The organism is Paenarthrobacter sp. RAF54_2, assembly GCF_052113945.1.
Lineage (GTDB): Bacteria > Actinomycetota > Actinomycetes > Actinomycetales > Micrococcaceae > Arthrobacter.
Window position 1 is genome coordinate 1 of the sequence record NZ_JBFRDV010000031.1, and the last position, 21,033, is coordinate 21,033.

Here is a 21,033-nt window from a genome sequence, read left to right on the forward strand (position 1 = left end):
CCGGTGCGGAAGATGACCCAGCAGTTTTCCGGGAAGGGGCCATGCTCCTGCTGCCACTGCTCGAAGTGTTCGGGCTCCAGCAGGAAGTCGGGGTCCTGGGCGGCTTCGGCGCTCTTGTCAATCACCACGGCCGGCCCCACCAGGCGGTGCGGCTCGATCTGGTCCACGGACTTCCCGTCCCTGCCTGTGATCCAGTGGACGGGAGCATCCAGGTGTGTCCCGGCGTGTTCGCCCACCGTGACGTCGTTCCACGCCCAGGCCGGTCCGGCGTCGTCGAAATTGCTGACGGGAGTCAGCGAAAGCCCAACCGTATTGGCCAGGGGTTGGGGAAGATTCAGAATCGGGGTATCACCGCTGAGCGGGGTGGTGAGGTCGACGACGTCGATGGCGCCGGATGACAAGGCTGCGGTGAGCTCATTTAGAACAGACATTGTTCTCCTGTCGGGTTGATGTGTGGTTCATTTCAGTTTCTGGGCAACTAAATGCCCCGATCCGCCGGATAGCCCGGGGCCGGGGTGGGTGGACGCGCCAATGTGCCACAAACCCCTGACGGGAGTTTTGTGGTTTGCGGCCTGGGGAAAGGGCCGCCAGAGGAGGTTTTGGAAGAGCTCCGCGGATCCACCGTACGGATCGCCGTTGACGGCATTGGGGTTTTCCCCAGCCAGATCGGTCGGTGCCAGGATGTCCCAGGCCAGGACGGACGCCTTGGTGCCCGGCGCGAATTGTTCGAGCCTGGTCAGGACGCGTTCCATATACTGTTCCTTGAGTTCCTGTGTCCAGCCGCCGTCAACGGCGAGCGCCCCTGCGGCATCCGCCACGGGTGAGAAGGGCACTTCCTGTAACTGCAGCCATAGTGTCGCTTTGCCTGCTGGGGCTCTGGAAGGATCCAGCACGCACTGTTGACCGACGACGACGGTAGGTTCGGTAGGCAAGAGTCCCGCCTCGGCTTGGGCGCAAGCAATTGCAGTACTGTCCGAACCGTTACTCAAGTGAACCAGCGGCACGGAATCCAACCGGGGATCGAGCCATTGGACCGGTTTGTCCAGGGCCAGGTGGATCTGCATGGCTCCGCGGCCGTTCTGGTAACGCGCGGCTGCTTCTGCCAACCCGGCTGGTGGCTGACGCAACAGCTTGGAATACAGCGCCTGGGGTGACACATTCGCCAGGACGGTCCGTGCGCTGATCAGTCCGTTGGAGGTTTTCACTCCCGTTGCACCTTTGGAATCGACCAGGATTTCCTCGGCTTCTGTGTCCAGCATGATCCGGACGCCTTTATCCCTCAGGAGGGTCTCAAAAGCAGCGATGAAGTTTGAGGCGCCGCCTTTCACCACAGGGAGACCAAAGCTGTGCATACTCAAGGCCATGACTGGAAGCATGACGCCGCCGGTCGCTTGGTCGGGACCGAGGCCCGCGTGAAGGAGCCAAGGGGACCACAGCTGGTCGGTTTGCCATCCGTTGAAGCGGCTGCGGACGTAGTTGCGGCCACTCATGACTGAATCCCGCACGAAAGCCTCAGTACCCTTGGCTTTTCCCCGCCGCAAAGCGCCGGCGGCGATCGTCAGCACCTCCCTGAAAGAGCGGAGTTCAGCACCGAACGCACCGAAAATGGTCCCTGCGTTGCGGCCGAGGTCCTCCAGCATGGCAAGGTAGGCGCCTTCATCTCCGTTCTCCAGCAAAGCCGAAGCAGTGAGTGCCGGGTCGCGATGGGCCAAGACCACCCTGTGTTGCCCTGTCTTTGGATCGGCTGCCACGCTGGCCGTCACCGCGCCGGAGGAATTGCAGTATTCCAATCCCCTCGCATGCAGCTCGCTTCCCAAAGCCTGGTAAGCGCCCCCGGAAACGAACAGGGGATGCCAGGAAGAGAAGGAATCGTGGATGAACCCGGGGAGTGTGCGTTCCCCTGAATGGATGAAGCCGCCCAGCCTGCCGGCCCGTTCAATGAGACAGACACGCTTTCCGGCCATGGCAAGTTCGGCGGCGGCTACCAGCGAGTTGATTCCCGAACCAATGATGGCAATATCGGTCGAGTCCGTCATGGAGGGCACCGTCATCTCAGAAGTCCGGGTGGTTGGTCGCGGCGTGGTATTTGCCGCTATGGAACAGGAGTGGTTCCCCTCCAGCATTCTCGTACTTCTCCACCTCGCCTACGTAGATGACATGGTCGCCGGCATCGTGTCGTGAGACCGTCCGGCACTGGAACGTGGCAACGGCGCCGTCCAGCAACGGAATTCCGGCGAGTCCCTCGGTGGTTTCCGCGCCGGCGAATTTGTCTGTGGCGGGCGTTGCGAACTGGCGCGAGAGGACGTGCTGGTCACTGGCAAGGATGTTGATGGCGAAGTGCGTGGCGTCCTCAAAGTCCACAAGGCTCGGAGCCCGTTTGCTGGGGCACCACAACACCAGCGGAGGTTCCATGGAAACGGACGTGAAGGAGTTGGCGGTCATGCCCACCTTCCGCCCGTCGACTCCAAGGGTGGTGACCACCGTGACGCCCGTGGCGAATTGTCCGAGGGCGCCCCGGAAGTCCCTCAGATCAAAAGCTGACGAATCTTCGTCCTTGCGTGCCTGCACGAACTCGGCGGTAGCTGCGGGATCGAACCACCATGGGTAGAACGTGCGGGGATCATCGAATCCTCCAGCGATGCTTGCGGCCAGAGCCGGGTGGTCAGCTGCTTCGGCCAGGACGGCCTGTTGGTGTTCCCGCCGGGGTTTGAGCATGTCATTTGTCCACGCCACGGCCCACTGACCCCAGCCCCGCCAGAACTCGTCAAAGGTGCGTTCCATCCACTGCTTGTCGAAAGGCTGCTGCCCCCGCCTGATGATGGAATCCAGATAGTACTTGGCGGCCAGCGTCGCGTTGTTGGACCCCTGACCGGTGAGGGGATCGTTGAGCAGGACGGCATCGCCCAGGCCGAAGGCAAGGTTGCCATTGCCCAGTTCACCGACTGCTGAGCGAACTGTCGGGGTAATCCGCCCAAGGAGCGTCGCGCCCTCATCGGTGAGTGTTGCGTTGGCGAAGTTCTTCGCCTCGTGGGGAAAATGCTCTTCCAGGATTTCCAGTGATCGACTCAGCTGTTCCTCCGGACTTGTTACATCGGTCCACTTATCCATTGGGCCGCCCACGACGCCTTCAAAGACCATCATCTGGCAAGGCCCGGACACCGTGAGTCCGGGAAAGGTGAAGAATTCCCCGACGCCGGGGACTACGGACATGCGAATGCTGTCACTGGGCTCATCTGCCGGCTCGGCGGCGGATGCATCGGTTGAGACGGAGTCGAATGACACCGTATCGAGTGAGACATAATTCAGGGCGAGCACTCTTTGTGGCCGGTCGAACGGCGACTTGGACCTGTCCTTGGGGAAGATCTGGGCGATCTCGCCCTTTCCGGTGCTAACGATCGCCAGCTCGTAGACCCGAGCGAGCTCCTCCAGCATGCGCGGCGTGACTTTCTCTATACGGAAATCGCCGCCGCCAGCCACAAAGGTCTCGATCCAGGCCGCACTCTTGATCCGCTGATCCACGGAGCGGGCGGTCCCCTCAAGGGGCGCCTCCCACTCGATGGCGCCTGAGCCGGATTCGCCTTCCACACGCAATCGGATGGCACTGATCCCCGGCACGACTTCATCGTCATAGAGGTTGGTGAGAGCTGAACTTAGCTGCGCTTCGGCGGCCAGCGCGGTGGGGAACATGCATTGGCTGGACATGACCTTGCCGGTACGGATTTGAGCAGCCGAACGGTCCGAGAACAGGGTGACTTCATACCCCTCCCGCTGCAGGCCCAAGGCCAGTTGGGCGCCGGATTCGCCGGCTCCGATGATTGCGATTTTTCGCATGTCTGGTTTTCCTTCGAGGAACGTTGTTGCCAGGAGTAGTGGAGCGACTGTCAGGTCGCGGGTACGGCGGAGCCCACGCTTGCAAGATATGCAGCGGCCTTATCCGGATCCATGAACCATTCCTGGAAGTCCGGCGGGTTGTTGAATCCGTTGGCGAACCGGTGCGCGATCTCGGCCGACTGACCGGCCGCTCCCAGAAGCGAAAGGACATGCGGGGGCGGCGGAGCCAGCAGCGCGTTCGTCCACTGTGCTACGTGCTGTGCATAGTTCCAATACGTTTCGAAAGTGGCTTGCATGAACGCTGCGTCGAAGGCACCTTCGCCGTGCGCCGCGATGCTCTGCAAGTAGGAAGCCGCGCATTTGCTGGCGTTGTTGGAGCCCTGGCCAGTGATGGGGTCGTTCAGCACCACGACGTCGGCGAGTCCCAGGACCTTCTTGCCGCTGGGAAGCGTGGCGATGGGATGGCGGACAGTGGGCGCGAACCGGCCCTGCAGGAACCCGTTGGGATCGGTCAGCTCGACGTCGGCTGCCCGGCTGGCTTCCCACGGCAAGTACTGCATCAGGATGTTTTTGGACGTCTCCAGGTGTTCCCCGGGAGTCAGGCCTTTCCAGCAATCCATGGGTCCGCCCGGGATGCCCTCAAAAACCATGATTTCGCAAGGACCGGTGGTGGTGAGCGCCGGGAAAGCAAAATACTCGCCCACCCCTGGAATCAAGTTGAAGGAAACGGCCGAGTGTTCTGCCCTGGGCTCCATTCCCGTGACGTACGTCAACGCCAAAGCGCGTTGCGGTGCGTCATAGGCGCTGCGCTGCGCATCCCGCGTGAAGAGCTGCGCAATTTCTCCCTTGCCGGCAGCCACAATCACCAGATCGGAGTTCAGGGAGTACCGCTCGAGTTCATCAACACCGGCGTCCTCGAACACGAGCTCGCCGTCCTGCGCCACGAACTCTTCCATGAACCTCGGGAATTTGACCCGCTGGTCAATGGACTTGGCCGGGTTATCCAGGCGGGAGGCCCAGCTGATGGCCCTCTCACCAGCAACCTCAGGATGGGGGATCGTAAACGATATTCCGTCCACGGTGGGAGCGTCAGGCCAGAAGTCCAGGCCGAGCGCCCTCTCGTGCTCAAGGGCATCGTGGAAGATGCACTGGCTGGAGGAGACTTTTCCCTCATGGATTTCTTCGGCCGTGCGGTTGGAGATCGTGGTGACCGCAAAACCGGCCTTAAGCAAACCGATGCCAAGTTGCAGGCCCGATTGCCCTGCTCCGACGATGGTGATGTGGCGCTGTGTCATAGTGTTGACCTTGTCTTTCTGCTGTCTCTGCATCCGTAAATGATGGGGGAGGATATTTGGCCTGGCCTCGGCGTTGGCTCGGGATGGGTTTGTTCCCAGCCGGGGAGACCAATGTGTACGAGCTTGATGTCATTCATGTGTCGTCACCTCTTTTCGGCGGCGAGTAGTGGGATGGCTTCTTCGGCGCGTTCGGGCCCCAAAGCGGAGTAGCCGCCGTCGACGGCCCAATCAGCTCCTGTGACGAAGCTGGCAGCGTCGCTGGCGAGGAAGGCGACCACGGCTCCGATCTCCTCTGGCCGTCCCACCCGCTTCAGCGCGTGGAACGGGGCTGCCACCGAGTCCGTTTTGTCTATGTCGCCGCCGGACAGGGTGTCCATGATGTTGCTCCACACCCATCCAGGGCTGACCGAATTGACGCGGATGCCGTCGTCGGCGAGATCTACTGCCATGCTCCGGGTCAGCTGGACCAGTGCGGCCTTGCCCGCGGGGTAGAGCCAGCGGCCTGTCTGGGCAACGGAACTCGAAATCGAGGTGAAGTTGACGATGGCTCCGTGCCGGGATGCCTTCAGGTAGGGGCGCGCCGCGTTGCTTGCCATGACGGCGCTCACCACGTTGACGTTCAGTGCCTGAAGCCAATCGTTCCTGTCCGAAGCCGCACCGTCGTCCTTGTAGGTGCAGGCCAGGTTGACGAGGATGTCGATGCCTCCGTGGGATGCTGCCGTATCGTCCATGAGCCGCGCCACCGCTGCGTCATCTGTGATGTCAGTGAGGGAAAAGCTGATGTCACTTCCCAGCGTGTGGAGCTCGGCGCCGCCGTCGGCGTCGATGTCGGCGACCACAACGGTGGCACCGGCATCGCGCAGCGCCTTCGCGACGCCTTGGCCGATCTTGGTGACGCCGCCTGTGACGACTGCGGTCCTGCCCGAGAGTGCTGACATGGCCAAACCTTTCGTAGTGAATCCATGGGGTGGGAAGTCGTGCCTACTTGACGGTGGGCCCGGGCGCGGGCTTCGGATGAGTCCGTTCCCACTCGATTCGGCGGTCATGGACCAGCTTGACGTTCTTCATCTCTGCTCACCCCTTCCGTCGGGTTTCGTTGCTGCGTTTCTATGACGTGCGTCATACTTGTTCTAAGAGCGACTCTATTCACAGGCGAAAAACGGGTCTATCCGCTTGGCGCAGGGCTCATCCGAAAAACGAAAACCGGGGAAGGAACGCGCAATGGTGAGGATCCTTCCCCGTGACGTCCTCAGGGGCCTCCCCACAGTGACCACGACCGACGTGGATGATGCGCACCAGAAAATCGCCGATTTGTTCTGCGGTCACGATCTCGTTCCGCAGACCCGGGGGACGTCCGTGGACATGAAGCTGCGCTCGTTGCACCGGGGTGATGTTGGCATCGAATTCCTGGACTATGGCGCCGACGTCCGGATCAGTCCGGAAGGCCTGGAGAACTTCCATCTGATCCAGATTCCCCTCGCGGGCCACGCCCACATGGAAGTGGGCTCATCCTCCGTGGAGTCCAGCCCCAAAACCGCCACAGTACCGCCGATCGACCGCCCATTCACCATGACGTGGGATCGCGGAACCCCGCATTTGATTGTCTACGTGAGCCGCCTCGCTCTTGCTTCCGTAGCGGCGCAACTCTATGGCGAGGATCCGGGCGGCAAGGACCTGCGCGGCGGCGATCCGGAGAAGAGCGTGAAACTCGGCTACGCGATGGACCTCACCGGCTCTGCCGGCCGGGCATTCCTGAGGTCTGTCGTCGAACTCCACGACGACATGATCAGCCAACAGCAAAGAACAGCCCCAGGCTTCGTCCAGAAGCTTCTCGCGGACACGATGGTTTCCCGGCTGCTCCTGGCAATGAATCCTGTGACGGAGGGTGACCACTCCAGTCCGGCTTCCGAAAGCCGGTTGATACGACAATTCCGGGAACTGCTGGAACGGCATGCCTCTGAGGAGTTGGCGGTTCCGGACATCGCAGAGAATCTGGGCGTGTCCGTACGAACCCTGCAACTGGCGCTTCGCTCCGAAGTGGGGGCAACGCCGTCGGAGTTGTTGAGGAGGGTGCGCCTGGACCGGGCCCGGGAATTGCTTCTTGCTGCTTCCCCCGGACAAGAGACCATTGTGTCGATCGCAGAGCGCTGCGGTTTCTCCCACCAAGGGCGCTTCTCGGCCCTCTACCTTGACACGTTCGGCGAGCTCCCATCGGAGAGCCTTCGCCGCTAGCCTCGCTCCCCGAAGGTGTTCAACCTTCGCCTAGGACGTCGGACGACGACAGGGCCCGTTCGGCAAGTTCGCGCGCCATCTCGTCTCCGACTTCCCTGAGCTTTTCTGCCAGGAGTGCTGCACTCGGGGCCAAGGGCCTATCCGGATGGAGCAATAGCCCGACTTGTTGAGCCAGCCCGTTCAGATGAAGGCTGAGGATCTTTACATCCGGTTCAGCCAAGGCCATGGACTCCGGCATGAGGGCCAGGAACCCGGCCTCCACCACGAGCGTACGTACGGTGGCCGGAGCGCCGGATTCGACCTGTTGCGCAGGAGGGGCAAGTCCAGCATTCCGGAAGTTCTGTTCGAGCTCATCCCGAAGGGGCGTGTTGGCAAGTGGTACCACCCATCGGTAATCTGCCAGGTCCTGCAGGGAGACTTCGGGTATGGCGTGGGCGGGGTGCCACGGAGCGGCGACGATACGGAAGTCCTCGCGATACAGCGGGACAAGCCGCAGCCGGGCGGTACTCGGATGGTCGGTCACCCGGCCTACCAACAGGTCCAGGTCACCGTTACCCAGTTCCTGGATCAGCGTCTCCGGGGGTGCTTCGCGCAGACGGACTTCCACCCGTGGCTTTTCGGCGGTGAGCCGGGCGACAGCGCGCGGCAACAGGAGATTGGCTCCGGTGACATGAGCGCCCACCTTGACAAGGCCCGACGCCGGGTCGGCCAGTTCCTCTACCCGTCGCCGCAGGGTGCTGAGATGGCCGACGATCGCTTTTGCATGCTCAAGGCATGCCTCCCCGGCCAGCGTAGGCACCATCCCACGCGCTGTTCTCTCGAAAAGAGGCGCGCCGATGGCATGCTCGGCTTCCCGTAAAGCCCGGCTCAACGCCGGCTGTGTCAGATAGAGTTCTTCGGCGGCCCGGACAAGGCTGCCTTGCTCCGCGACGGCGAGCACTATGACAAGGTGGCGCAGCTTTACGTGGGTTGTCAGCAGCGCCCGCAGGTCCATGTCTTCATCCTACGGGTCCTACTCCTGTGGGCTGCTGCACCCGACAGCGGGCCGTGATCAATCAGCGGGCAGCAACAGCAGCCGCCCGGCGCGGGGAGGCGATATCCCGGTCCCACTGTGCTGCCTCCCGGCCAGCGGCTTTGAGCACCTGCTTGCGCACTTTGCCGTTCTCGGTCTGGGGCAGTTCATCCACCACCCGCAGGAAGCGGGGTATGGCGAAGGAAGCGAGCCGGGGAACACAGAACTGGCACAACTCGGCAAAATCCACAGGCTCACGGAGGACCAACGCGGCCATGACCTCGTCTTCACCGAGTTCGGAATCCACTGCGTACACGGCAGCCTCCTGGACGGCGGGATGCTGCCGCAGAACCTGCTCAACCTCCACTGAGGAGATGTTTTCCCCGCGGCGCCGGATGACGTCCTTGATGCGGTCAACAAACCGGACCCACCCGTCCTCTTCCAGGACGACCCTGTCCCCGGAATGGAACCAGAGATCCTGCCACGCCTTCGTTGTCGCCTCGGGCATGGCATGATATCCGGTGGCCATTGCATGGGGCTGGTCACTGCGGATGAGCAACTCACCCGGGTGCCCGTTGGGAACGGGCACTCCGTGGGCGTCCACAACGCGGATGGAGAATCCGGGCCGCACCCGGCCGACGTACCCTGGGCGCCACTGATGGGGCGTGGACCCGATCACCGAGTTCGTTTCGGTGGATCCGTAGCCGTCCAGGAGGAGCACTCCGAACCGCTCCTGGAAGGGTTCGACCAGCCGGGCAGGTGTGGCCGGGGAAAGGGCCAGGCGAATGTGGTGGTTCCGATCACCCGCTCCCGGCTCCTTGCCAGCGAGTATTCCGACCATCGCGCCGAGAAGGTATGTAACCGTCGCTCCCGCCGAGGACGCATCTGCCCAGAATCGCGAGGCCGAAAACCGTGGGCCGAGTACGTACTCGCCTCCGCAAGCGACGGCCTGCATGAAGGCATTGAGGGCGTTCGTGTGAAATAGCGGTAGACAGGTGTAGAGCACGTCATCGGGCCTCAGGCCCAGCTGGTCTGACATGTTTTCAGCCCACCAATAGAACTGCCCTTGGGGGCACAGCACACCCTTGGATACCCCGGTGGTGCCGGAGGTGTAAAGGATGGCAGCCGTGTCTGCTGGTTCTGCTTCCACAGGTTCCACCCCGGGAACAGGTTCAGGGAGAGGGCTGACCTCAAAAGCGGGACTGGCCTCAAAAGCGGTGGTGACCCCAAAAGCGGTGGTGGGGTCCGCCGTCGGACCATCAAGTACCCACACCTGCTGTAGGTCCGGTATGGGACCAGCTGCGGCGATATGTGGCAGCAGTTCAGCTTCAGCCACCATCAGTGCCGGCCGGGAGTTGGTCAGGACATGGCGCAACTGTTCGCCCCTGCTCGCCGTATTCACGGGGACAGCGACGGCACCGATCCACGCGCAGCCCAGGATGAAGTCCAGCAGCTCTGTCCTGTTGGATGACATCAGTGCCACTGTTTGACCAGCCTCGATCCCGGCACTGCGCAGCAGCCCGCCAGCGCGGGCAGCGGCATCGGCCATCATTTGGCTGTCCCGACGAATTTCACCACAGCGGAACAGTGGCGCTGCAGGAGCTTTCCGGACCCGTTCAAGGAGCATTTCCGGGATGGTCAGGGGACGGAGGTTTGGGTCTGTTACCTGAGGGTTCATGGCTGATTCTCATTTACGTTTGAGGGGACAGGGATGAAGGCGTGGACGCCGGGGCCGGCGTTTGGGTTGTTGGTGAGCGGCAGGCTTTCACCGGGCACCGTCGTGCCGCCGGTCACRCGGGCAATGACATGAGGCCCGTTCGGGATGGTCAACGTGGCCAGAAGCGTGCCGTCGGTCAGCTGCGTTGTCTGCCGGACGTCTGCGTGCTCGGCCTGAACCGTTGAAAAGTCATCCTGTCCGCAGCGGGGACAGATGAGACGTGCCGGAAAGAGGAGGCTCCCGCATCCAAGGCAGGCTTGGATGGCGGCGCTCATTGGGCTGCCTCCAGCACCGACATCGTGGCGCAGGCCCCGTAACGGTAGAGGACCATCCCGTAACCGCTCACGACTGCGTGGCGTGCCGTGACCTGGCGGGCCCCAGCCCGCCCCATCAGCTGGGCGGCGGCTTCAACCAGTCCGTGCATTCCGCCCGCAGCCCCAGCCTGCCCGGCCGAAAGCTGGCCTCCGGAGGTGTTGATCGGCAACAGGCGCGTGGCAATGCGGTGTTCGATGAAATCGGCCGGGTGGTCCTGATTTGAAAGAATGCCCAGATCCGCCAATTGCGCCACCACCATGGCCGGGTAGTCGTCATAGACGCAGGCGAGTCCTATGTCGCTGGGACCGATCCCGGCCTGCTCCCAGCCGTTGGTTGCGCAGGCTTGCAGGCCCGTTGCCAGGCCGTCGTCGGACTGTTGGTCGGAGTTATACGAGGCCTTTACGGAAAGCACTTTGGCACGGGGAGTTCCCTTGCTCCGATCTGCCACCAGGACAACGGCGTCCGCCCCGGTAACGGGAGGTACGCAGTCGTACCGCCCCAAGGGGGTGGCAACCATCGGGGCGTTAAGGTATTCGTCCATGCTCAGCGATTTGCGGTAGACAGCAGCTGGGTTATCCATGGCCCATTGGCGCTGCGCCACGGCGATGCGGCCGTAATCTTCACGGCAGAGTCCGAGCTGCTCCATCTGGCGGGAAGTGAGCATCGCAAAGAGTGCATTCGGTCCGTTCATCGGCAGGGGCGCCAGATGGTCTTCAGTCGCCTTGTTGTAACTGGCAACAAGACGGGAGAACGCGGCCTGGTCCATGAGGTCGCCTGCGGCCAGAACGATGACGTTTGCGTCGCCTGCTTCAATGGCACGGACGGCATGCTGGAGCATTCCGCCTGCGCTGGCGCCCCCGTTGGTGTCCTGCATTAGCCAGGAGAGTCGAAGGCCCATGCGCCAGGCCAGATCGATGGCGTGATCGGGTGCGAGCGTGAAGCTGGATACCGCAAACCCATCCACGTCGCTCGTTTGGAGGCCAGCATCATGCAAGGCCTTGCTCACAGCCCGGGCAATAATCTGGGACGTCGTTGTCCCTGCTGAAGGGTGCCGGGTGTAGGGGGACTGTCCAGTCCCGATGATGGAGACCGTCATGGCCATCCTTTCTAAAAAACGACAGCAGAGCAGAAGAACTTGGGTGCCTACGAGAGAACTTCTGCCTCGTGGCCGGCCTCTTCCTTCTGGTCGGCTTTGATGCCATGGCGGGAGAAACCCAGTGCTATGAGCGTGACCAAGACCAGGCCAATCACATAAAGGGATACCGGGATGGAGGAACCGTATTGCAGCAGCAAGGCTGTGGCGATCAACGGGGCGAATCCGCCGGCAAAGACCGCTGCGAGCTCGTGGGCGATCGCCATCGCGGAATAACGAACCTCGGCGGAGAACAGTTCGTGGAAGAATGCCGGCTGCGTTCCAATCATTGCGCCGTGGCAGAGGCCATTGCCCAGGAGGAAGGCCAGGATGACGATGGCGGGAGTGTTGGAATCAATCATGGAAAAGAACGGGAAAGCCATGGCGCCCATGCCAACTGCACCAAGGGCGTAGACAGGACGCCGTCCAATCCTGTCTGAGAGATGGCCGAAGAAGATGTAGGTGCCAAACGAGACAAGCATGGATACTGCCACTGCCATCAGCAGCAGGCCCTTGTCCACGCCCACGTGAACTCCATAGGCAATGGAGAAGGAGAGGAAAATGTACGAGCCGCCGTTCTCGGCCACACGAAGTCCCATGGCGACGAGGATTTCGCGGGGGTGGGTTTTGATGGCTGCAAGTACGGGGAGGCGGTGTTGCTTGCTGTGACTGGCGGCGGTGAACTCCTTGCTTTCCGGTAGCCGGAAGCGGATGTAGGCACCTACTGCCAGCAGCACCACGCTCAGGAGGAACGGGACGCGCCAGCCCCACGCCAGGAACTGGGCGTCCGGCATCAACTGGACCACAAAGAAGACCAAGGAGGACAACACAAAACCGAGCGAAATTCCTCCCTGGCTGAAGGCGGAGAGCATGCCCCTGCGGGTAGTGGAGGAGTTCTCGCTGATCAGCAGGACGCCTCCGCCCCATTCACCACCGGCCGCGATGCCCTGGATGACCCTGAGCAGGATCAACAAGGCAGGGGCCCACAGCCCTACTTGCGCATAAGTGGGCAGCAAGCCCATGAGAGCTGTGCTGATTCCCATGATGGATAGCGTCATGACCAATGCGCGCTTGCGCCCCAGCCTGTCTCCGATGTGACCGAAAATGATTCCGCCCAGTGGACGGGCTGCGAACCCGACGGCGAAACCGGCGAAGGCGGCCATGGTACCAACCAGGGGGTCGACGTTGGAGGGGAAAAACAACCGACCAAAGACGACTGCCGATGCAGTGGCGTAGAGGAAGAAGTCATACCACTCCAGCGCATTGCCCACGAGCGAGGCAACAACGTACCGACGTACTCCGGGACGTTGTCCCTGCAAGGTGTGCTGTTGATGGGACATTGTTGCTCCTTAGTGCGAAAAACTCTGCGATCAGGTTGTCCGCTTCATGATCGAAACGGTCAATTGTGATGGGCGTTACAGCTGCTGATTTCAGTTTCCCCCGCGGTCAGGGCAACGTCGAATGCCGGTTTTGCCAGGGGCTATGCCTTTCCGGGTAACCCTTGCGATTTGCACAAAAACGCTGTTCCGGTGCGTATGAATGTGCTGCTAATGTCGCAGCCACAAGTCCTGTTGCGCACCGCCACGGGACCCTCAACGCCCTCATCGACGGCGAACCCATCCCCAAGGAACTCTTATGGATACCAGCAGCAATATTGACGTGCGCCAGGGCAGCGTAGCCCAGGTGCTTGCCGGCCTCGCCACGGGCCGGATTGATGTCATTGACCTGACCACCAGGCTCTCGATCAACACTCCAACTCTCGAACTGCCGGAGCCCTTCGCAAACCTCATTGACTTCAGCCTCGAAGAGGTCTCCGCCTACAACCGCCCCGGACCCTTCTGGAAGCATCACAACATCCACACCGGCGAACACATAGGCACCCATCTGGACGCGCCCGTCCACTGGATCACCGGGCGTGACGGCAAAGACGTCGCCCAGATCGAACCCGCCCGGCTCGTGGGCCCGGCCATCGTCCTTGACGCGACCGAGGAGGCTACTGCGGACCCGGACTTTCTCCTCGACCGTCACCACATCCTCCGATGGGAGGAAACCTACGGAGCACTGCCCGACGGCGGCTGGCTCCTCATTCGAACGGGGTGGGACAAGCGCTCCCAAGACCGACAACGATTCCTGAACAAGGACGAGCACGGCCCACATTCTCCCGGGCTCACGGTCGAATGCGCCCGATGGATTGCCGAGGAGTCTGCATTGTCCGGCATTGGCGTGGAAACCGTTGGTATCGATGCCGGGGCCGCCGGTGGACAGGAACCTCCATTTCCGGCCCATCACTTCCTGCTGGGGAACGACAAGTACGGAATCACCTCATTGCAAAACCTGGACCAACTGCCCCCAACCGGAGCAGCCCTCATCGTTGCGCCCTTGCCAATCGTTGGCGGAACCGGGAGCCCAGCTCGCGTGTTCGCGCTCAAAGAAGGAGAAACACGATGACCGTCACCACCAGCGGCCCGGTACTCAAGGAGGACTCCACCGCACTGGCCCCCGCATCCCGCTCTGACAATGTTGCCGAACGAGTGGGGAACACCCTCGCCCGGCTTGGCATCGGCCACGTCTTCGGAGTGGTGGGCAGCGGAAATTTCGTCGTGACAAACGCACTGCGCCGGGCGGGAGTTCCCTATACCGCAGCACGGCATGAAGGCGGCGCAGCCACCATGGCTGATGCCTACGGAAGGATGTCGGGCAAGGTCGGAGTCGTCACTACGCATCAGGGTTGTGGGTTGACCAATGCGGTAACAGGAATCGGCGAGGCAGCGAAAAGCCGAACCCCGATGATCGTCCTAACCGCGGACACACCTGCATCCGCCGTCAGGTCCAACTTCACCATCGATCAGGATGCACTTGTCCGAAGCGTCGGTGCAGTGGCTGAGCGGATCCACTCGCCGCAAAGCGCAGTAGCAGACACCCTCCGCGCCTACCGGACGGCAGTAAACGAACGCCGCACGGTGGTCCTTTCCCTCCCAACAGACATCCAAAGTGGGGAGGCGCCGGCAGGAATCGGCCTCGTGGAGCCGTTGGAACCCCGCCAGCGGATCAGGCCATCAGCGGCGGCAGTCACCAAACTGGCACAACTCATCCAAGGTGCGAAGAAGCCCGTATTTGTGGCCGGCCGTGGAGGCCGCGAAGCAGGGCCGGAAATCGCGGCGCTCGCCGAAACCGCGGGCGCGCTCGTCGCGACGTCCGCAGTCGCCCACGGCCTCTTCAACGGCGACGCGTTCAACCTGGGTATTTCCGGTGGATTCTCCTCGCCCTTCACCGCGGACACTGTGCGGGAAGCGGACTTGATCATCGGGTGGGGCTGTGCGCTGAACATGTGGACGATGCGCCATGGTTCGCTCATTGGCCCGGCAACAAAAGTGGTGCAAGTGGACCTTGAGGACTCGGCACTGGGGGCAAACCGGCCCATCGATCTGGGCGTACTGGGGGATTGCAGCGAGACAGCCCTTGCTGTGCTCAATGAACTGCGTTCTGCCGGACACCAGGCGGTTGGTCTGCGTACCCCACAGATGGCTGACCGGATAGCTTTGCACGCACGCTGGAACTCGGTGGACACGGAAGACCTGTCCACTGCGGGGACCATCGATCCCCGGGTGCTCAGCCGCGAGCTTGACCGGATCCTGCCCGACAATCGCATTGTTTCCGTTGATTCCGGCAATTTCATGGGGTACCCGAGCGCCTACCTGTCCGTTCCTGATGAGTATGGCTTTTGCTTCACGCAGGCTTTTCAGTCGATTGGGCTGGGGTTGTCCACTGCGATCGGCGCGGCGAAAGCCCAACCGGAACGCGTGCCGGTCCTGGGCACCGGCGATGGTGGCTTCCTCATGGCCATTTCGGAATTGGAGACGCTGGTCCGTGAGCGGATTCCCATGGCGGTGATTGTCTACAACGATTCCGCGTACGGCGCCGAGGTCCATCACTTAGATGCAGATGATGAAGACCTGGAAGTGGTTCGATTCCCCACCACAGATATCGCCTCCATCGCCGCAGGCTACGGTGCTGCCACCGTAACGGTCCGGTGCGTCGCGGATCTGGCGCCCGTGGAGGAGTGGGTTGCGGGTCCTCGGAATATCCCGCTGGTCATTGACGCCCGGATCGCTTCCGATGGTGGCGCGTGGTGGCTGGCCGAGGCCTTTAAGGGCCATTGAGGGCCATTGAGGGCCATTGAGGGCCATTGAGGGCCATTGAGGCTGAACGGCGGAGTCGCTAGTCTGGCTCGCAGTGATGTCGATTCCGGGTCATCCCGATCGGCGTACGGTTGGAGGCGGCATCCGGGTTGCCTCCCATGCGAAGGAGTACATTATGGGAATCCTCTCCGTCGATCTTTTCATCACCCTTGATGGCGTGTATCAAGGCCCGGGTGGACCTGACGAGGACCGTGAGGGCGGCTTCGAATTCGGCGGCTGGCAGGCGGCCTATTCCGATGAGGAAACCGGCCAGGCCATCGTCGCAGGAATCAACCGCATGGATGCGCTGCTCTTGGGGCGCAAGACCTACGACATCTTCGCGGGATACTGGCCCAACCGGGCCGATGACCCGATTGCCGATACGTTCAACGCCCTGCCGAAGTTCGTCGTCTCCCGTTCGCTGACCGACCCTGGATGGGCGGGCACTACGGCGTTGTCCGAGGTGGCGGAAGTGGCTTCCCTGAAGGATCGGTTCGAGGACATCCACGTCATAGGCAGCGGCGAGCTGGTGCGGTCCTTGCTGAAGGCCGACGTCGTTGATCGACTGAACCTCTTCCTCTACCCCATCACGCTTGGAGCCGGAAAGAAGTTGTTCCCCGACGGTGCCGGTGTGCCGGCAGCGTTCCGGTTCGCGCAACCACCGCAGGGGTTCCCGACGGGCGCGGTGGCCCTTGCCTACGAGCGCGCGGGTGTGCCGGTTACTGGCATTGACATCGCAGAAGGGTAGTCAGGATCCTGGACGGCCGGGCCATTCCTTGCCGGCCCAGGGGTCGTAGTCGGCGATGAGCTCCTCCTGGGGCGGGCGCTTTGCTTCGGGAATGTGCTGAAGGTTCACCCGGACCCTGTACCAGAGCGAACTCGAACCGCGCATCCCGTCGATGAGTACATCCGCCGGGTGCAGCTCCGGGACCACGTCAGTATGCCGGGCTTTCCATTCATCGAGGGCTGCCACCGCTTCGGGCTTTGTCTTGGTGCGGGCCACCTCAATGAGTGGCATCGTTGAGACCCGGCGGCCTGACCCGTCGCCGGCGCGCGGTGCCTTCTCTGCGGGACCAAGTTCCTTGGCCAAGGCCAGCAGGCCCTCAAGGGACCCCACGGCATCATCGATCCCAGCATGGGGATCGCCCAGCTCCGCGAAGCGTTCGGGCACTGAGCGGACGGTGAATTGTTCGGGCCTCGTGGACGTGACCTCGGCCCACGTCAGGGGAGTGGAAACCCGGGCGTCGGGCCGGGGCCGGACAGAGTATGCCGAGGCAACAGTCCGGTCCTTTGCATTCTGGTTGAAGTCGACGAAGACGCTCTCGCCGCGTTCTTCCTTCCACCACCGCGCCGTGGCGAGCCCGGGGGCGCGGTTCTCGACCTCCCGGGCAAGGGTCTCTGCGGCGAGCCGCAGCTCGCTGTAAGACCACTCCGGGGCGATTCGCACCAAAATGTGCAGTCCCCGGGACCCGCTCGTCTTGGGCCACCCCACCAACCCGACGTCGTCAAGCACCTCGCGCGCCACATAGGCGACGTCGACGATTTGCGACCAATCCACACCGGGCATGGGATCGAGGTCGATTCGGAGCTCATCGGGATGATCAAGATCCTCGGCACGTACGGGGTGGGGGTTCAGGTCGAGGCAGCCAAGATTCACTACCCACGCCAAACCGGCAGCGTCCCGGATGACAGTTTCTTCTGCTGAGGTCCCCGATGAGTAGTGCAACGTCGCCGTATCAATGAACTCCGGATGGTTTTCGGGAACGCGTTTCTGAAAGAACGGCTCAGCGTCGATGCCCTTGGGGAAGCGCTTGAGCACCATGGGGCGGCCACCGGCGCCCCGCAACGCACCCTCCGCAACTGAAAGGTAGTAGCGGACCAAATCCAGCTTGGTTAGTCCGGGTTCGGGGAAAACCACCTTGTCCGGATTGGAGACGCGAACTTCGGCGTCGCCTATGTCCAGAATCTCTGCCGGAGTCTTCGACGGGTTCATGCCGCCACGCTAGCAACGATCCGCGGTCACAGCCAGACCAAGGGCAAGGGCGACTATATTGACCATGTCAGCCCACCACCACAATCGCGGGAGTCTGCACACTATGGCCAAGGAACTTGCTACCCAGCTCATCGAACAACTCCAGGCTGCCGGCGTGCAGCGGATTTATGGAATCGTCGGAGACAGTCTGAATCCAATAGTGGACGCTGTCCGTCAAACGGGAGGTTCGGCCAAAGGCGGCATCGACTGGATTCATGTCCGCCACGAGGAGGCCGCCGCTTTTGCCGCAGCGGCCGAGGCGCAACTTACTGGGAAGCTTGCTGTCTGTGCCGGCTCTTGTGGCCCTGGCAACCTCCATTTGATCAACGGACTCTACGACGCGAACCGCACTGGGGCGCCGGTCCTTGCCATCGCTTCGCACATCCCCAGCAAGCAGATCGGCAGCGGATTCTTCCAGGAAACCCATCCCGACCGGATCTTCACTGAATGCTCGGTCTATTCGGAACTGATCAGCACCGCCGAGCAGGCGCCCCGCGTGATGCACAGCGCTATCCAGAACGCTGTAGCCCTTGGAGGGGTCGCCGTCGTGACTCTTCCCGCGATATCGCCGGGCTTGAAGCCACCGCGCCGACGCCGTTGCCCGCCATCTTCCGGCCTGCGCGCCTGATCCCGGACCAGTCGAGCGTCCAGGAACTGGCTGACGCCATCAACGACGCCGGTAAGGTCGCCATTTTCGCGGGGGCGGGCGTCGAGGGAGCCCACGACGAACTCATTGCTTTGGCGGAGTTGGTCAATGCTCCGATTGGCCACTCACTGCGCGGCAAGGACTTCGTCCAGTACGACAACCCGTTCGACATCGGTATGACCGGTCTTCTCGGCTACGGTGCGGCGGCGGAGGGCATCGAGGACGCTGATCTGCTGATCCTCCTGGGTACCGATTTTCCCTACGACCAATTCCTGCCGGACACACGGACGGCACAGGTTGACCGCGCGGCGCAGCGGCTGGGGAGGAGGACCGACGTCGACATTGCCGTTCACGGCGACGTCCTGCCTACTCTGACCGCCCTTCTGCCGTTGGTAAATCCGAAGAAGAACCGCCGCTTCCTGGACCAAATGCTGAAGAAACACGACCGCCTGATGAACAAGGCAGTGGGCGCGTACACACGGAAAGTCGAAAAGAAACAGCCCATTCATCCTGAGTATGCTGCTTCCCTGCTGGACCAAGTGGCGGCGGATGACGCCATCTTCACTGCCGATACCGGAATGTGCAACGTCTGGACGGCTCGCTATATCAACCCGCTGGGCACGCGCCGGCTGATCGGTTCCTTCCTTCACGGGTCCATGGCCAACGCCCTTCCGCACGCGATCGGTGCACAGGTGGCCTATCCCGGGCGCCAGGTGGTTTCTGTCTCGGGCGACGGTGGCTTGTCCATGCTGCTTGGTGAGCTCATTACCGTGGCCGCACATCAACTGCCGGTAAACGTAGTCGTCTTCAACAACTCAACCCTGGGCATGGTCAAGCTCGAAATGTTGGTGGACGGGCTGCCCGATTTCGGCGTTGATGTGCCTGACGCCAACTACGCCGCCGTTGCGAAGGCCTTGGGCTTCCATGCTGTCCGGGTGACAGATCCTGCGAATATCGAGGAAGCGTATCGGGAGGCGTTCGCCCACCCGGGTCCTTCGCTGGTGGAGCTCATCACTGATCCGAATGCGCTCTCCATCCCGCCGAAGATTTCCGGGCAACAAGTCATCGGTTTCGCGACGGCCATGTCCAAAGTGGTCTTGAACCGGGGCGCCGGTGAAGCTGTGAGCATGGCCCGGAGCAACCTCCGCAATATTCCTCGGCGCTGAGAGGAGTCTTTGCCGGCAACAGCTTCAAAGCGACGACAGGCAACAATCTCCTGGTTTACGGATGCTCGTCGAGTAGGGCTCCAAGGATGGTGAGGGCTTTGGACAACTGGAGGTCGGACACTGCGCCATACCCGATGACCAATCCGTTCACCGGTGGGCGCTCGGCGTAATATCCGGCCAAAGGGATGACCCGCACGCCGCGTTCCAGCGCCTTCGCAGCCAGGTCCGCTGCGTCAGGCTGTTCGAAGCGGATCACTGCATGCAATCCGCCGTCGAGGCCTGCAAGCTCCACATCTGTCCGCGCGCCTAAGCGCTCAATGAGCAGGGAACGGCGGTGCGAATATTCCCTCCGGGCGCGGGCAATGTGACGGGAGAGTCCACCGCCCTGAAGGTAATAGGCGAGGGCCGACTGCAGGACCCCGGCAACCGGAGTGTCCAACGCTTCACGCATTGCCTTGAGGCGTTGTCCGGCTGCGCCCCGGACCACCAGATATCCGCAGCGCAGCCAAGGACTCAGGTTCTTTGAGAACGTTCCGAGAAGTACGACGTCGGCAGCTGCGGGCAAGGATGCGACGGCCGGCAGGGGCATTCTGCTGTGACGGAATTCGCTGTCGTAATCGTCCTCCAGCACCAGCACGCCATGGCGGTCCGCCCACTTCAGCAGGCCGAGCCGTTCCTGGACTGCCATCCTGCCACCAAGAGGGTACTGGTGGCTGGGGGTGATGAGGACGGCGTCGGGAATGGCGTTGAGTCCTGCGAGTTGGGAGCTCTTCAGGCCGTCTTGGTCCACGGGAAGCAGCTGAAGTTGGGCACCAGCCGCGCTCATCACGCGTCGCGCCGTGGGGTAGCCCGGGTCCTCAACCAGGATGCGCGGATTGTTCGTCTTGCCGCGAAGCATGGCCACTACGAGGTGCAGCGCATCACTGGTGCCGGCCGTAATGATGACGTCCTCCGGGTCTACGGCCAGGCCCCTGGACACCGCCAGGTGACCGGCCACGGCTTCCCGAAGGTCCAGCGTTCCAAGGGCCGGCGGTAGATGCGTGTTTCCTTGCTCCGCTAAGGCCTTTCTCCACGCGTTGCGCCACTCCCTGTCCTGGAACGGCGATCCCGAGGGGCGGCCCGGGGTCAGGTCAATCACCTCGGCGCTGGCAGGGCTGCTGCTCTGCGCTTTCTCTTCAGTGGGACGCTGTTGGATGTCCGGCCGGACCGCTACTTTGGTCCCGCCAGTACCGCTGCTTTCCAGGAACCCTTCCCCGGAGAGTTGCTCGAAGGCCCGCACCACCACACCACGGGAAACCCCTAAGTCCGTGGCCAGCCGGCGGGTGGCGGGGAGCGTGTGCTCAGGCTGCAGGAGTCCGCTGAGGATGGCGGTACGGAGCTGGCTTGCAACCTGGGCGGACAAGGAGGCCGGACGCTTCCTGTCGAGCTCGATGGGTATTTCCGATTCGCTCATTGGACCTCCAGAGTTGTTCTTTCT

16 protein-coding genes and 1 pseudogene are annotated in these 21,033 nt (G+C 62.3%); 5 read left to right on the plus strand and 12 right to left on the minus strand.

Annotation, left to right across the window (positions count from 1 at the left end):
• From AB4Y87_RS22860 to AB4Y87_RS22880, 5 genes are all read right to left on the minus strand, one after another.
• Positions 1–431 (minus strand): cyclase family protein (locus AB4Y87_RS22860; RefSeq protein WP_442006537.1); only part of this gene is annotated, 431 nt, incomplete at its 3' end.
• A 27-nt stretch (positions 432–458) separates the two neighbouring features.
• Positions 459–2,036: a phytoene desaturase family protein gene (locus AB4Y87_RS22865; protein WP_442006538.1), complete on the minus strand. Its 1,578-nt coding sequence runs from the start codon at positions 2,034–2,036 to the stop codon at positions 459–461.
• 16 nt (positions 2,037–2,052) lie between these two features.
• Complete coding sequence (locus tag AB4Y87_RS22870; RefSeq protein WP_442006539.1) at positions 2,053–3,831, minus strand: flavin reductase; 1,779 nt, start codon at positions 3,829–3,831, stop codon at positions 2,053–2,055.
• A 50-nt stretch (positions 3,832–3,881) separates the two neighbouring features.
• The gene (locus AB4Y87_RS22875) at positions 3,882–5,159 is read right to left on the minus strand and encodes a styrene monooxygenase/indole monooxygenase family protein (RefSeq protein WP_442006540.1); all 1,278 of its coding nucleotides are present in this window, start codon (positions 5,157–5,159) and stop codon (positions 3,882–3,884) included.
• Positions 5,160–5,269: 110 nt separating this feature from the next.
• Positions 5,270–6,064, minus strand: a complete 795-nt coding sequence (locus AB4Y87_RS22880) for an SDR family oxidoreductase (RefSeq protein ID WP_442006541.1) — start codon at positions 6,062–6,064, stop codon at positions 5,270–5,272.
• Positions 6,065–6,347: 283 nt separating this feature from the next.
• Here AB4Y87_RS22880 and AB4Y87_RS22885 point away from each other — a divergent pair, with 283 nt between their 5' ends.
• A complete protein-coding gene (locus tag AB4Y87_RS22885) occupies positions 6,348–7,358 on the plus strand; it encodes an AraC family transcriptional regulator (protein ID WP_442006542.1) in 1,011 nt (336 codons plus the stop codon).
• Between the two features lie 19 nt (positions 7,359–7,377).
• On the opposite strand, the gene AB4Y87_RS22890 is transcribed toward AB4Y87_RS22885, so the two are convergent.
• The 5 genes from AB4Y87_RS22890 to AB4Y87_RS22910 form a co-directional block, all read right to left on the minus strand.
• Positions 7,378–8,352: a LysR substrate-binding domain-containing protein gene (locus AB4Y87_RS22890; protein ID WP_442006543.1), complete on the minus strand. Its 975-nt coding sequence runs from the start codon at positions 8,350–8,352 to the stop codon at positions 7,378–7,380.
• A 61-nt stretch (positions 8,353–8,413) separates the two neighbouring features.
• Entirely contained in the window at positions 8,414–10,048 is a 1,635-nt protein-coding gene (locus AB4Y87_RS22895) for an ATP-dependent acyl-CoA ligase (RefSeq protein WP_442006544.1), read from the minus strand.
• Positions 10,045–10,362, minus strand: coding sequence for a zinc ribbon domain-containing protein (locus AB4Y87_RS22900; protein ID WP_442006545.1), 318 nt, complete (start codon positions 10,360–10,362; stop codon positions 10,045–10,047). The genes AB4Y87_RS22895 and AB4Y87_RS22900 overlap by 4 nt, the downstream gene beginning before the upstream one ends.
• Positions 10,359–11,498 carry a thiolase family protein gene (locus AB4Y87_RS22905; protein ID WP_442006546.1) on the minus strand — a complete coding sequence of 380 codons (1,140 nt, stop codon included), beginning with the start codon at positions 11,496–11,498 and terminating at the stop codon, positions 10,359–10,361. The genes AB4Y87_RS22900 and AB4Y87_RS22905 overlap by 4 nt, the downstream gene beginning before the upstream one ends.
• A 47-nt stretch (positions 11,499–11,545) precedes the next feature.
• Positions 11,546–12,874 (minus strand): MFS transporter, encoded by a 1,329-nt coding sequence (locus tag AB4Y87_RS22910; protein WP_442006547.1) that lies wholly within the window; start codon positions 12,872–12,874, stop codon positions 11,546–11,548.
• Positions 12,875–13,169: 295 nt separating this feature from the next.
• Here AB4Y87_RS22910 and AB4Y87_RS22915 point away from each other — a divergent pair, with 295 nt between their 5' ends.
• The 3 genes from AB4Y87_RS22915 to AB4Y87_RS22925 all read left to right on the plus strand — a co-directional run bounded on the left by AB4Y87_RS22915 (position 13,170) and on the right by AB4Y87_RS22925 (position 16,460).
• On the plus strand, positions 13,170–13,982 hold the full coding sequence (locus AB4Y87_RS22915) for a cyclase family protein (RefSeq protein WP_442006548.1): 813 nt from the start codon (positions 13,170–13,172) through the stop codon (positions 13,980–13,982).
• A complete protein-coding gene (locus tag AB4Y87_RS22920; RefSeq protein WP_442006549.1) occupies positions 13,979–15,694 on the plus strand; it encodes a thiamine pyrophosphate-binding protein in 1,716 nt (571 codons plus the stop codon). Before AB4Y87_RS22915 ends, AB4Y87_RS22920 begins: the two co-directional genes overlap by 4 nt.
• 154 nt (positions 15,695–15,848) lie before the next feature.
• Entirely contained in the window at positions 15,849–16,460 is a 612-nt protein-coding gene (locus AB4Y87_RS22925) for a dihydrofolate reductase family protein (protein ID WP_442006550.1), read from the plus strand.
• Here the strand turns inward: AB4Y87_RS22925 and ligD are convergent, their stop codons facing one another.
• Positions 16,461–17,705, minus strand: a complete 1,245-nt coding sequence (gene ligD, locus AB4Y87_RS22930) for a non-homologous end-joining DNA ligase (RefSeq protein WP_442006551.1) — start codon at positions 17,703–17,705, stop codon at positions 16,461–16,463.
• A gap of 103 nt (positions 17,706–17,808) precedes the next feature.
• Between ligD and AB4Y87_RS22935 the strand changes: the two are divergent.
• A pseudogene (locus AB4Y87_RS22935) lies at positions 17,809–19,556 on the plus strand (pyruvate dehydrogenase).
• 55 nt (positions 19,557–19,611) lie between these two features.
• Here AB4Y87_RS22935 and pdxR read toward each other — a convergent pair.
• The gene (pdxR, locus tag AB4Y87_RS22940) at positions 19,612–21,009 is read right to left on the minus strand and encodes a MocR-like pyridoxine biosynthesis transcription factor PdxR (protein ID WP_442006552.1); all 1,398 of its coding nucleotides are present in this window, start codon (positions 21,007–21,009) and stop codon (positions 19,612–19,614) included.
• Positions 21,010–21,033: the final 24 nt, after the last annotated feature.